Raw genomic sequence first — 12,509 nt, 5'->3', positions numbered from 1 at the left:
GTCGATGACCGTCCCCGCCGTTCGCGTCGTCCGCTACTTCTTGCGCTCGCGCTTCTCCCGCACCCGGACCGAGATCCGCACCGGCGAGCCGTCGAAGCCGAACTCCTCGCGCAGCCGCCGCTCCAGGAAGCGCCGGTACCCGGCCTCCAGGAAGCCGGTGGTGAAGAGCACGAAGGTGGGCGGGCGGGTGCTCGCCTGGGTGGCGAAGAGCACCCGGGGCAGCCTGCCGCCGCGCATCGGCGGCGGGGTCGCCGCGACGACCTCCTTGAGCCAGGTGTTGAGCCGGCCGGTGGAGATCCGCTTGTCCCAGGACTCCAGCGCCCCCTCCATGGCGGGCACCAGCTTCTGCACCGCGCGGCCGGTGTGCGCGGAGATGTTCACCCGCTGCGCCCACGGCACCCGGACGAGGTCGCGGTCGACCTCCTTCTCCAGGGTGAGCCGCCGGTCCTCGTCGACCAGGTCCCACTTGTTGAAGGCCAGCACCAGCGCCCGGCCGGAGTCGGCGACCAGGCTGATCACCCGCAGGTCCTGCTCGGTGAGCGGCTGCGAGGCGTCGATCAGCATGATCGCGACCTCGGAGGCCTCCAGCGCCGCCTTGGTGCGCAGCGAGGCGTAGAACTCGGTGCCCGAGGCGTGCGCGACCTTGCGCCGCAGCCCGGCGGTGTCGACGAACTTCCAGATCTTGCCGCCCAGCTCGACCAGCGAGTCCACCGGGTCGACGGTGGTGCCCGCGACGTCGTGCACCACCGAGCGCTCGTCCCCGGCCAGCTTGTTCAGCAGGCTGGACTTGCCGACGTTCGGCTTGCCGACCAGCGCGACCCGGCGCGGGCCGGTCCCGGTGGCGCCCTCGCGCGGGGTCTCCGGGAGCACCGCGAGCACGTCGTCGAGCAGGTCGCCGGTGCCGCGGCCGTGCGCGGCGCTGACCATCCGCGGCTCGCCGAGCCCGAGCGACCACAGCGACGCCGCCTCGGCCTCGGCGCGCGCGTCGTCCACCTTGTTGGCGACCAGGATCACCGGGATCTTGCTGCGCCGCAGCCGCTTGACCGCGGCCTCGTCGGTGGCGGTGGCGCCGACGACGGCGTCCACCACCAGCAGAATGGCGTCGGCGGTCGACATGGCCAGCTCGGCCTGGCGGGCCACCGACTGCTGCAGCCCCTTGGCGTCCGGCTCCCAGCCGCCGGTGTCCTGCACCCAGAAGCGCCGCCCGGCCCAGTTCGCCTCGTAGGAGACCCGGTCCCTGGTCACGCCGGGGATGTCCTCGACGACGGCCTCGCGCCTGCCGAGGATCCGGTTCACCAGCGTCGACTTGCCGACGTTGGGGCGGCCGACCACGGCGAGGGTCGGCATGGCGAGCTCCTCGCCCGCCTCCGCCTCGGGATCGAAATCGTCGATCTCCCAGTCGGACTCGTCGCTCCAGATGCCGTCTCCGGCCAGTACGTCCTCGGTCACCGGGTCCTTCCGTTTCCGGCCACGGCGTGCCCGACGACCCGGTACAGCTCGTCGATGACCTCGTCCATGTCCAGTTCGCTGGTGTCCACCTGCACCGCGTCCGCGGCCGGGCGCAGCGGGGAGACCGCCCTGGTGGAGTCGAGGGTGTCCCGGCGCTGCACGTCGGCGAGCACCCCCGCGTAGTCGTCGCCCCTGCCCTCGCGGATGTTCTGCTGGTTGCGCCGGTCGGCGCGGGCCTCGGCGGAGGCGGTCAGGTAGACCTTGGCGTCCGCGTCCGGCAGCACGACGGTGCCGATGTCGCGGCCCTCGACCACGATCCGGCCCGCGCCCGCGGTGATCTCGCGCTGCAGCTCGACCAGCAGCTCGCGCACCTCGGGCACGGCGGAGACCGCGGAGACCGCGCGGGTGACTACGCTGCCCCTGATCTCGTCGGCGACGTCCTCGCCCGCCAGCAGGATCAGCTCCTGCCCCGGGTCGGTGCCGATGGTCAGCGGCAGCTCGGCGACCGCGGCGGCGACCGCAGCCTGGTCGGCCGGGTCGACGCCGAGCCGGAGCACCCGTAGGGTGGCGACCCGGTACATGGCGCCGGTGTCCAGGTAGCGGGCGCGCAGCCGGGTGGCCAGCCTGCGCGAGACGCTGGACTTGCCGGTGCCCGAGGGGCCGTCCATCGCCACCACCAGCGGCGAATCGTCCGACAACCGCGCGGTATCGACCACCGGGATCTCCAGACCGTTCACAACTGCACCGCCTCGTAGAGTTTGCCGATTTCGTCCCGCCCGAGCACCTTCAGGGTGCCCGGACGCTGATCGCCGAGCGCCACCGGGCCGACGTGCGTGCGCAGCAGCCGGTCCACCGGGTGGCCCACCTCGGCCAGCAGCCTGCGCACGATGTGCTTGCGCCCCTCGTGCAACTCCAGCTTGACCAGGGATCGTCCCTCGTTCACCTCGAGCACCTGGAAGCGGTCGACGCTCGCCGGGCCGTCCTCCAGCTCGATGCCCGCGCGCAGCCGCTTGCCCAGTGAGCGGTCCACCTCGCCGCGCACGGTGGCCAGGTAGGTCTTGTGCACCTCGTAGGAGGGGTGCATGAGCCGGTGCGCCAGGTCGCCGTCGTTGGTGAGCAGCAGCAGCCCCTCGGTGTCGGCGTCCAGCCTGCCGACGTGGAAGAGCCGCTGGCCCGCGGCGACCCGCTCGGCCACGATGTCGCCGACGCACGGGCGGCCCAGGTCGTCGGACATGGTCGACTGCCAGCCGCGCGGCTTGTTCAGCGCCAGGTGCACGAGCTCCTCGCGGACGACGACGCGGGTGCCGTCCACCCGGACCACCGCGTTCTCCGCGTCGATCCGCAGCCCCTGCTCGGTGACGATGGCGCCGTCCACCTCGACCCTGCCCTGCGCGATCAACTCCTCGGCGGCGCGCCGCGAGGCGACGCCCGCCTTGGCGAGCACCTTCTGCAGCCGCTCGCCCTCGCCCCACGGAAGCTTGGTGTGGCCGCCCTCCGCGTGCTGGTGCTTGGCGGGCTTGGCATTGCTGAGCAGCGGGGTCGAGCTCTGCTGCCGCTCCGGCTTCGCCTTCTTGGCCGCGGGCCGGGAGTCGCGGCGCGCGGCGGCATCGTCCCTGCGGCCACCGGGGCCGCCGTCGGGGCGGCCGGAGCCGCCGTAGCGGCCGCCGCTCGACCGACCGCCGCCCGCGTCCCCGCGGCCGTAGCCGCCGCCGGAGCGTCCGGCGCGGTCGTCCCGGCCGCCGTGACCACCGTCAGCGCGGTCGTCCCTGCGGCCGTAGCCGCCCTCGGAGCGTCCGGCGCCTCCGCCCCTGCGGCCGTAGCCGCCGTCGGCGCGGTCGTCGCGACGTCCGTAGCCGCCGCCCCTGCTGTCGCGATCTCCGCCCGCACGCCTGCGATCGCGTTCCTCGTCCGCGCGACGGGCGCCGTCGGCGCGGGCGGCGGCGGCGCGCTGTCCGCGCTCCGGCCGCCCGCGACCGGGCTGGTCGCTGCGGTATCTACGGTCCGGTGTGCCATCTCGGCGAGCGGGCGTATTCATAGTTCCTTCAGTTCTCGGTGCCGAGGTCCAGTTCGGCCTCGGCGGGTTTCCGCAGCCTGGTGTAGCGGGGATCCGTCTCCAGGCTCTCGTTGATCTCGTCGATCAGGTCGACGCCGGGGAGCAGCGGCGCCAGTGGCGGCAGATCGCTGAGCGACGCCAGCCCGATCCGCTCCAGGAACAGCTCCGTGGTGCGGTAGAGGGTGCCGTTGGTCTCCGGGTCGACACCGTCCTCGGCGATGAGGCCCCGTGCCAGCAGCGTGCGCATCACGCCGTCGACATTGACCCCGCGCACCGCGCCGACCCTGGTTCTGGTGACCGGCTGGCGGTACGCGATGACCGCGAGCGTCTCCAGCGCCGCCCTGGTCAGCTTGGTCCGTGCGCCGTCGAGCAGTACCCGTTCCACATAGGGTGCGTACTCGCTGCGAGTATAGAAGCGCCAGCCGTCCCCGACGAAACGCAGGTCGATTCCGCTGCCGTTGGCGGCGAGCTCGGCGGACATCCCGCGCAGCGCCGTCTCCACCCGCTCCGTGGTGTCGTCCAGCGCCGCGGCCAGCTGTTCCACCGGGGCCGGAGCGTCCACGACGAGCAGCATGGCCTCCAGCGCCGCCCGGAATTCGGGGCCGTCCAGCGGCTCCGGCGTGAACTTCGCCACCGGCTCGGTCATCCGTAGTCCTCCTCAATGCTCGCCGGGTCCCGCACCGCCTCCGGATCGCCGGTCCAGCTGACCCGGAGCGGCCCGAGCGGGTCCGGCTGGTCGAACTCGATGTGCCTGCCCCGGTACAGCTCGAGCAGCGCGAGGAAGCGCGCCACGATCTCGATCGGCTCGGTGCAGCCGGTGATCAGCTCGGCGAAGCCGGTCCAGCCGCCGACCCCGCGCTCCTTCAGCTGGTTCAGCACCAGCTCCGCCTGCTCGGCCACCGAGACGGTGTGCGCGTGCAGGTGGTCCAGCCCGACCCGCGGCCGCGGCTTGGGCCGGAACGCGGCCGCGGCGATCTCCGCGAACCGCGGCACGTCCACCCCGAGCGTGACCTCGGGCAGCAGCCCGGCGAACCGCTCCTCCAGCCCGACCGAGCGCGGGTAGCGCCGCAGCGCCACCGCCTCCAGCTCCGCGAACAACTCGGCGACCTGCTTGAACGCCCGGTACTGCAGCAGCCGCGCGAAGAGCAGGTCGCGCGCCTCCAGCAGCTCCAGGTCCTCGGCGTCGGTCATCTCGCCCGCGGGCAGCAGCCGGGCCGCCTTGAGGTCGAGCAGAGTGGCGGCGACCACGAGGAACTCGGTGGTCTCGTCCAGGATCTTGTCCGCGCGCAGCCCGTTCGGCGCGGACATGGCCGCGGTGAGCGCCTTGGTGTAGGCGATGAACTCGTCGGTGACCTTGTGCAGCGCGACCTCGGTGACGTCCAACTTGCGCGCGCTGATCAGCTGCAGCAGCAGGTCGAACGGCCCCTCGAAATTGCTCAGCCGCAGGTGGAACGTGTGACGCGGCGCCTCGGGCGCCTCCGCGGTGACGGTCGCGGTCACCGGCCGGACCGGTGGATGACCTCTCTGGCCATCGATCGATACTGCTCGGCGCCGGTCGACTTGGGCGCCCAGGTGGTGATCGGCTCCCCGGCGACGCTGGCGTCCGGGAAGCGGACGGTACGGCCGATGGCGGTGTCGTAGACCAGGTCGCCGAAGACCTCGACCACCCGGGCCATGACCTGCCTGGCGTGCTGCAGCCTGGCGTCGAACATGGTGACGACGATGCCGTAGAGGCTGAGCCGCTGGTTCAGCCGGTCCCGCACCTTGTCGACGGTGTCGGTGAGCAGCGCCAGCCCGCGCAGCGAGAAGTACTCGCACTCCATCGGGATGATGACGCCGTCCGCGCAGGCCAGCGCGTTGATGGTGAGCAGCCCGAGCGAGGGCTGGCAGTCGATCAGGATGTAGTCGTACCGGTCCCGCACCGGGGCCAGCGCGCGGCCCAGCGACTGCTCTCGGCCGACCTCGTTCACCAGCTGGATCTCCGCGGCGGAGAGGTCGATATTGCTGGGCAGCAGATCGAGGCCGTCGACCCTGGTCTCCATCACCACGTCGTCGATCCCGATCCGATTCTCGACCAGCAGGTTGTGCACGGTGTACTCGAGGTCGTGGTGCGCCACCCCGAGCCCGGCGGAGAGCGCGCCCTGCGGGTCGAGGTCGACGAGCAGCACCCGGCGGCCGTACTCGGCGAGCGCGGCGCCCAGGTTGATGGTGGAGGTGGTCTTGCCGACGCCGCCCTTTTGGTTGCACATGGCGACGATCAGCGCCTGGCCGGTCTTGTCCACCGGCGGCGGGTCCGGCACCGCGCGCAGCGGTCTGCCGGTGGGGCCGAGGTCGGCGTCCTCGGGAACGGGCTCGGCGCCGTCGCCCCAGAGCGAACTGGCCGCCGCCTCGGATGGCCCCTTGGGCTCGGCGTCGGCGCGACGCTCCGCGCGGGCGGACGGACCCCGGACGGACGGGTTGCTCGGCCGCCCCGCACTGGCTGTCGTCACGATCCGCTGCTCCTTATACGTCCTGCCCGTTCCTTGCCGAGCGTAGCGAAGCCGGTACGGCGTGACCTCGCTCTCGTACGGTCCAGCTCCCGATAGACGCTACCGCCTCGTGCGGGGCACCGTCGCTCGGACACGCGCGTCCCAGTGTTCACCGTCTCGCCCCCGCCCGTCCGGATTACCGGCCGGTGGGTACGAAATCGGGCGGCTCCGGCCGGGTCACGCGCGCGGGTGCGCGGTCGCCCAGACCTCGCGCAGCGTCGTCACCGTGACCAGGGTGTAGATCTGCGTCGTGGTCACCGAGGCGTGCCCGAGCAGCTCCTGCACCACCCGGACGTCGGCGCCGCCGTCCAGCAGGTGCGTCGCGAACGAGTGCCGCAGCGTGTGCGGCGAGACCGCGGCCTCGATCCCAGCCCGCTCGGCGGCGCGCTGTAGCACCTGCCAGGCGCTCTGCCTGGAGAGCCTGCCGCCCCTGGCATTGCGGAACAGCGCGGGGTTGCCCGCCACCCGGCCTTTCGGACACAGCGCGGGGCGCCCGCGCACCAGGTAGGCGTCGACCGCGGCCAGCGCGGGGCGCCCGATCGGCACCATCCGCTGCTTGCCGCCCTTGCCGTGCAGCACCACCGAGCGGCCGTCGGTGTCCAGGTCGTCCACGTCCAGCCCGACCACCTCGGAGATCCTGGCGCCGGTCGAGTACAGCAGCTCCAGCAGCGCCCGGTCGCGCAGCGCGCGCGGCGCCTCCGCCTCGCCGCCCGCCGCCTCCAGCAGCGCCAGCACCTGGTCGTAGGGCAGCGCCTTGGGCAACCTGCGGCCCTGGCTCGGCGGCTTGACCGTGCGCGCCACGTCGGTGTCCGCCACCCCCTCGGCGGCGGCGAAGCGGTGCAGCCCGCGCACCGCGATCAGCGCCCGCGCCACCGAGCCCGCGGCCAGCGCGGGGCGGCCCGCCCCGCCCGCGCGCAGCGCCGTGGCGAACTCGGCCACGTCGGCCTCGGAGGCCCGCTCCAGCGCGGTGATCCCCCTGCCCTCGAGGAACTCGCGGTAGCGGGTCAGGTCGCGGCGGTAGGCGCCGACGGTGTTGCGGGCCGCGCCGCGCTCGACCGCCAGGTGGTTCAGGTAGCCCTCGATCTCCCCGGCGAGCACCGCGCGGTCAGCTCTCGCGCTGCCGCGCCTGCCTGCGCAGCAGGGCGGTCGGCTGCCCCGGCCACGGCGCGTCCGCAGGCCGCAGCGCCGCGCCGGTGCCGCGCGCGGCGGCGAACGCGAGCACCCCGGCGACCGCGGTGGCGTTCACGATCTCGCCCGCCAGCGCGGCCCGCACCGCCTCGGCGACCGGCAGCCGGACCAGCGCGATGTCGGCCTCCTCCAGCTCCGGGGCGGGCCGGTCGGTCGCGGTGAGCCCCTCGGCCAGGTAGATGCGCAGCGCCTCGTCGGTGAAGCCCGGCGAGAGCGCGACGTCGACCAGCACCGACCAGCGCGCGGCCGCCAGCCCGGTCTCCTCGGCCAGCTCCCGGCGCGCCGCCGCCAGCGGGTCCTCGCCCTCGACATCGATCAGCCCCGCGGGCAGCTCCAGCAGCCTGGCGCCGATCGGGTGCCGGTACTGCCGGATGAGCACCACGTCACCGGCGTCGTCCACGGCGACCACCGCGACCGCGCCGTGGTGCTCCACCACCTCGCGCTCGGCGACCTTGCCGCCCGGCATGACCACCTGGTCCAGCCGCAGCGCCAGGATCGCCCCGCTGTAGACGGTCTCCGAGGAGACGGTCTCGAAGACGTGCTGCCCCGCCTGCTCGCTCGCGCTGTGCCCATCCGGCCCGAGCGAGGACCCGCCCGCTCCCGCCTCCCGGCCCGCTTCGCTCATGCCGGTCAGCCCTGCTCCGCGCCCGCGAACTCTTCGTCCGGGATGTCGACCGGCAACCGCTCCGCCAGCTTGTACTTCAGCGCCGCGGCGATCAGCGCCGCGAAGAGCGGGTGCGGCCGGGTGGGGCGGCTCTTGAGCTCCGGGTGCGCCTGGGTGGCGACGAAGAACGGGTGCTTGTCGGCGGGCAGCTCGACGAACTCCACCAGCAGCCCGTCCGGCGAGGTGCCGCTGAACTTCAGCCCGCTCTCGGCGATCCGGTCCCGGTAGGCGTTGTTCACCTCGTACCGGTGCCGGTGCCGCTCGGAAACCTGGTCGGTGCCGTACGCCAGCGCCACCTGCGAGCCCTTGGCCAGCACCGCCGGGTAGGCGCCGAGCCGCATGGTGCCGCCCAGGTCGGCCTCGCCCGCCACGATCTGCTTCTGGTCGGCCATGGTGGAGATCACCGGGTGCGGCGTCTCCGGCTCGAACTCGGCCGAGTTCGCCTCCGCGAGCCCGATCGAGCGGGCCGCCTCGATCACCACGCACTGCAGCCCGAGGCAGAGCCCGAGCAGCGGCAGCCCGCGGGTGCGGGCGTAGGTGATCGCGCCGACCTTGCCCTCGATGCCGCGGATGCCGAACCCGCCGGGGATGAGCACCGCGTCCACGTCGCGCAGCGCGGCGGCCGCGGCGGCCGGGGTCGCGCAGTCGTCCGACTGCACCCAGCGGATCTGCACCTTCGCGCGCGAGGCGAAGCCGCCCGCGCGCAGCGCCTCCGTGACCGAGAGGTAGGCGTCGGGCAGGTCGACGTACTTGCCGACCAGCGCCACCTCGACGGTCTCGCGCGGCGAGTGCACCCGGTCCAGCAGGTCACCCCACACGGTCCAGTCCACGTCCCGGAAGGGCAACCCCAGCCTGCGCACCACGTAGGCGTCGAGCCCCTCGCGGTGCAGCACCTTCGGGATGTCGTAGATCGACGGCGCGTCCGGGGTGGAGATGCAGCCGTCGACGTCGACGTCGCACATGAGCGCGATCTTGCTCTTCAGCCCCTGCGGCACCTCGCGGTCGCAGCGCAGGATCAGCGCGTCCGGCTGGATGCCGATGCTGCGCAGCGCGGCCACCGAGTGCTGCGTCGGCTTGGTCTTGAGCTCGCCGGAGGGCGCCAGGTACGGCACCAGCGAGACGTGCAGGAAGAACACGTTCTCCCGGCCGACGTCGTGCCTGACCTGCCTGGCCGCCTCCAGGAACGGCTGCGACTCGATATCGCCGACGGTGCCGCCGATCTCGGTGATCACCACGTCCGGGATGATGCCCTCGACGTCCGGCGCGCTCATGGCGAGGATGCGGCTCTTGATCTCGTCGGTGATGTGCGGGATCACCTGCACCGTGTCGCCCAGGTACTCGCCGCGCCGCTCCTTGGCGATCACCGTCGAGTACACCTGCCCGGTGGTCACGTTCGCGTCCCGGGAGAGGTCGCGGTCGAGGAAGCGCTCGTAGTGCCCGACGTCCAGGTCGGTCTCGGCGCCGTCCTCGGTCACGAACACCTCGCCGTGCTGGAAGGGGTTCATGGTGCCGGGGTCGACGTTGAGGTAGGGGTCGAGCTTCTGCATCGTCACCCGGAGCCCGCGCGCGGTCAGCAGCTGACCGAGGCTGGAAGCGGTAAGACCCTTGCCCAGTGAGGAGGCGACGCCACCGCTGACGAAGATGTGCTTCGTGGCTGTTCGCGCCTGAATCCGTGTTTGACCCACGGGTCTTCACGGTAACATGCGTCCGCGCCGCCGCTCACCCGCCACGCGCGGTTTGCCGAAAAGTCGCCAGCTGGCGGTGATGCGCGCTCCCCACCGCTGTGACTTGCGTCGCGGACAAGTAGGTCGGGGGATGCCCACACCGGCTACGCGGCGCCGTCAGCTCGTCGGTGCCTCGAGCGTCAGCGCCGTCGCCTTGGCGCCGGTCCCGTAGCGCCCGGCCCCGCCGTTCAACTGCTCCCCGAGCCCGAGCACCGCGGTCACCCGGCCGATCTCCCCGTCGATGTTGTCCACCGTGGTCACCCTGGCGGCCAGCGACGTGTCCGAGCGCACCACGTCGATCGGCCCCTGCCCGTTCACCGCACCCGGCCGCCCGGCCAGCACCACACCCGCGCTAGCCGCGCGCAGCCCGCCCGCGAACCGGGCCAGGGTCGCGCCCCTGCTGCCGTCGGCGGCGTCCGGCATGTCCCCGGTGATCACCACCGCCAACTGCCCCGCGCGCACCGGGTCATCGCCGTAGGCCAGGAACCCGCCGCCGCGCAGCGTCTCCAGCACCAGCCCGAACTCCTCCGGCGTGCTGCGCGGTTGCGCGGTCGCCGGGTCGAGCAGCAGCACCTGCCCGAGCAGGTCGCCCGCGATGCTGCCCTGATCGGTCGCGCCGGTGCGCAGCTGCGCGCCCGCCGGGAGCACGTTGATCAGCGCGCTGCGCAGCCGGTCGCCCTCCCCGGTGTCGAGGAACGGCGCGTTCAGCGCGATCCGCCCGGTGATGGCCGCCCCGGCGGCCTCCAGATTGCGGCTCACCTTGTCCACGTCCTCGGGCGCCGCGTCCGGCGTGGTGAATATCAGCACCGTCCGCTCCGCCAGCGTGCCCTGCACCACCGCCCCGGCCGACTTCACCAGGAACTGGTCGGCAGTGCCCAACTGCTCGGTCAGCTGCCGGTTCTGCTCGGTCGCGGCGTCGAGCTGGACCCGCAGCTCCGCCTTGTCCGAGCGCAGCCCGCCGAGCAGGTCGGCGGCGAGCGTCTGCGACCCGAGCACCACCCCCAGCGCGAGCGCGAGGAAGATCGCCACGATCGAGATGGCGTGCTGGCGCAGCGAGATCATGCCGGTCCCCTCAGTTGTCGCGCGCGCCGACCAGGCCCTGCACCCAGACGGCGAAGCGATTCCAGATGTCGATCCCCCAGTCCAGCGCGGCGCCGGTGCTGTCAGAGGCGACCAGCACCACGATCACCGCGACGAGCGCGGCCAGCACCACCAGCGCCAGCGCCGCGCCGGAGCCGCGGTGCCGGTACAGCGTGGCGACCGCCTTGGCGTCGACCAGCGAGGTGCCGAGCTTGAGCCGGGTCAGGAAGGTGGCCGGGTTGCTGTCCCGGCGCCCGCGGTCGAAGAACTCGTCCAGCGAGGCCGCCGCCCCCGCGGTGACGATCATCGCCGCGCCGTGGTGGTGCGCGAGCAGCAGCGCCAGGTCGGTCGGCGAGCCGGAGGAGGGGAAGGTGGTGGCGCCGATCCCGAGGTCCTGGATCCGCTCCAGCCCCTTGGCGTGGCCGTCGGTGTCGGCGGGCAGGATCACCTCGCCGCCCGCGCGCAGCGCCTTGGTGGTGATCTCGTCCGGGTCGCCGACGATCAGGTCCGGCTTGTACCCCTGCCGCACCAGCGTGTCCGCGCCGCGGCCGACGCCGACCATGATCGGCGCGTACTCCTTGACGAACGGCTTGAGCCTGCGCAGGTCGTCGGCGTGGTCAGGGCCGTCGCCGACCACGACGACGTGCGCCTGCTTCATGCTCAGCGCCAGCTCCGGCACGCCGACGCCGTCGATCAGCAGGCTGCTCTCGGTGCGCACGAACTCGATCGTGTTGCCCGCGAACGCCTCCAGGTGGTCGGCGAGGCCGTTGCGGGCCTCGATCATCCGGTCCCCCACCACCGACTCGGTGAGCTCGATCCCGTCGAGCAGCACCTCCGGTTCCTTCTTCACCAGCTTGTCGGCGTAGACGACGCCGTCGTGGATCCGGATCTTGGCGCCGTCCTTGATCTTGGCGAAGGCATCCGAACTCAGCGCGTCCAGCAGCAGCACGTCATTGGCGACCAGTACCTCGGGGCCGAGGTTCGGGTACCGGCCGGAGATCGACGGCGAGGTGTTGACGACGGCGACGACGCCCGCCTCCAGCAGCCGATCCGCGGTCGCCCGGTCCAGATCCAGCTCGTCCAGCACCGCGATATCGCCGGGGCCGACCCGTTTCAGCAGGCGCCGGGTATTGCGATCCACCCTGGCTATCCCAGAGCGACCGGGCAGCGTTTCCGAACCTCGCGAGAGCAGCGCCGGCATCTTCATGGGCCGATGATCTCCGCAAACCCTCAACCATGGGTGGAGGCGCGCCGCATCCGTCGCCACATTCGTCACAGTGATACCACCGCGAGCACTCCGGCGAATGCCCAGCCAACCCGATATGCTGCTGTCGCAGACAGTCCGATCCGAGGAGAGCTCTTCATGGCCAGCACCACCGTCGACGCCGTCGTCGCCGCCCCGCGCGACGTCGTCTACCGCTACTTCGCGAACCGCGAGAGCCTGAGCCCGCACCTGGCGGTGAACATCACCCTGAAGCGGCCGGGCGCCACCGAGCGCGAGGGCGTCGGCGCGCAGCACGTCGTCGGCGTCGGCGGCGTCGGGGTCACCGAGGAGATCACCGAGCTCGTCCCGAACGAGCGGATGGCGTACAAGATCGTGGCGGGCGCGCCGGTCAAGCGGCACATCGGCGTCGTCACCTTCGCCGACACCGACGGCGGCACCCTGGTCAGCTACACCATGGAGTCCGAGCCGAAGCTCCCCGTGCCCGGCAAGGTGCTGGAGTTCGGCCTGCGCAACCTGATCACCACCATGATCAAGGGAGCGCAGAAAGCGGTCCGCTGACCCACGCTTTCCCCGAGAGCGCCCGGCCCCGAGGGCCGGG

The 12,509-nt window shown here is 72.6% G+C and carries 12 protein-coding genes; 1 reads left to right on the top strand and 11 read right to left on the bottom strand.

Annotated features, from left to right (window positions below; all coding sequences use genetic code 11):
* Nucleotides 1-33 precede the first annotated feature (33 nt).
* From der to steA, 11 genes are all read right to left on the bottom strand, one after another.
* The gene (gene der / locus ACFUUZ_RS30800; protein WP_378702398.1) at nt 34-1,449 is read right to left on the bottom strand and encodes a ribosome biogenesis GTPase Der; all 1,416 of its coding nucleotides are present in this window, start codon (nt 1,447-1,449) and stop codon (nt 34-36) included.
* Complete coding sequence (gene cmk / locus ACFUUZ_RS30795) at nt 1,446-2,117, bottom strand: (d)CMP kinase (RefSeq protein WP_378702402.1); 672 nt, start codon at nt 2,115-2,117, stop codon at nt 1,446-1,448. The genes der and cmk overlap by 4 nt, the downstream gene beginning before the upstream one ends.
* 65 nt (nt 2,118-2,182) lie before the next feature.
* Complete coding sequence (locus ACFUUZ_RS30790) at nt 2,183-3,484, bottom strand: pseudouridine synthase (RefSeq protein ID WP_378702396.1); 1,302 nt, start codon at nt 3,482-3,484, stop codon at nt 2,183-2,185.
* A 7-nt stretch (nt 3,485-3,491) separates the two neighbouring features.
* The gene (gene scpB / locus ACFUUZ_RS30785; RefSeq protein ID WP_378702394.1) at nt 3,492-4,148 is read right to left on the bottom strand and encodes an SMC-Scp complex subunit ScpB; all 657 of its coding nucleotides are present in this window, start codon (nt 4,146-4,148) and stop codon (nt 3,492-3,494) included.
* Nucleotides 4,145-5,002, bottom strand: a complete 858-nt coding sequence (locus tag ACFUUZ_RS30780; RefSeq protein ID WP_378702392.1) for a segregation and condensation protein A — start codon at nt 5,000-5,002, stop codon at nt 4,145-4,147. The genes scpB and ACFUUZ_RS30780 overlap by 4 nt, the downstream gene beginning before the upstream one ends.
* Nucleotides 4,999-5,811, bottom strand: coding sequence for a ParA family protein (locus ACFUUZ_RS30775; protein WP_378702400.1), 813 nt, complete (start codon nt 5,809-5,811; stop codon nt 4,999-5,001). The genes ACFUUZ_RS30780 and ACFUUZ_RS30775 overlap by 4 nt, the downstream gene beginning before the upstream one ends.
* A gap of 396 nt (nt 5,812-6,207) precedes the next feature.
* On the bottom strand, nt 6,208-7,128 hold the full coding sequence (gene xerD, locus ACFUUZ_RS30770; RefSeq protein ID WP_378702390.1) for a site-specific tyrosine recombinase XerD: 921 nt from the start codon (nt 7,126-7,128) through the stop codon (nt 6,208-6,210).
* A 7-nt stretch (nt 7,129-7,135) separates the two neighbouring features.
* Nucleotides 7,136-7,843, bottom strand: a complete 708-nt coding sequence (locus ACFUUZ_RS30765) for an NUDIX domain-containing protein (RefSeq protein ID WP_378702388.1) — start codon at nt 7,841-7,843, stop codon at nt 7,136-7,138.
* Nucleotides 7,844-7,848: 5 nt separating this feature from the next.
* Nucleotides 7,849-9,567: a CTP synthase gene (locus tag ACFUUZ_RS30760; RefSeq protein WP_378702386.1), complete on the bottom strand. Its 1,719-nt coding sequence runs from the start codon at nt 9,565-9,567 to the stop codon at nt 7,849-7,851.
* A gap of 156 nt (nt 9,568-9,723) precedes the next feature.
* Complete coding sequence (locus tag ACFUUZ_RS30755; RefSeq protein WP_378702384.1) at nt 9,724-10,668, bottom strand: copper transporter; 945 nt, start codon at nt 10,666-10,668, stop codon at nt 9,724-9,726.
* A gap of 10 nt (nt 10,669-10,678) precedes the next feature.
* Nucleotides 10,679-11,893 (bottom strand): putative cytokinetic ring protein SteA, encoded by a 1,215-nt coding sequence (steA, locus tag ACFUUZ_RS30750; protein WP_378702382.1) that lies wholly within the window; start codon nt 11,891-11,893, stop codon nt 10,679-10,681.
* A 156-nt stretch (nt 11,894-12,049) separates the two neighbouring features.
* On the opposite strand from steA, the gene ACFUUZ_RS30745 reads away from it, so the two are divergent.
* The gene (locus ACFUUZ_RS30745; protein WP_378702380.1) at nt 12,050-12,469 is read left to right on the top strand and encodes an SRPBCC family protein; all 420 of its coding nucleotides are present in this window, start codon (nt 12,050-12,052) and stop codon (nt 12,467-12,469) included.
* Nucleotides 12,470-12,509 lie beyond the last annotated feature (40 nt).

It is taken from the genome of Nocardia sp. NPDC057353 (genome assembly GCF_042667085.1).
In the GTDB taxonomy this organism is placed as follows: Bacteria; Actinomycetota; Actinomycetes; order Mycobacteriales; family Mycobacteriaceae; genus Nocardia.
This window is presented reverse-complemented; position numbering and strand designations above follow the sequence as displayed.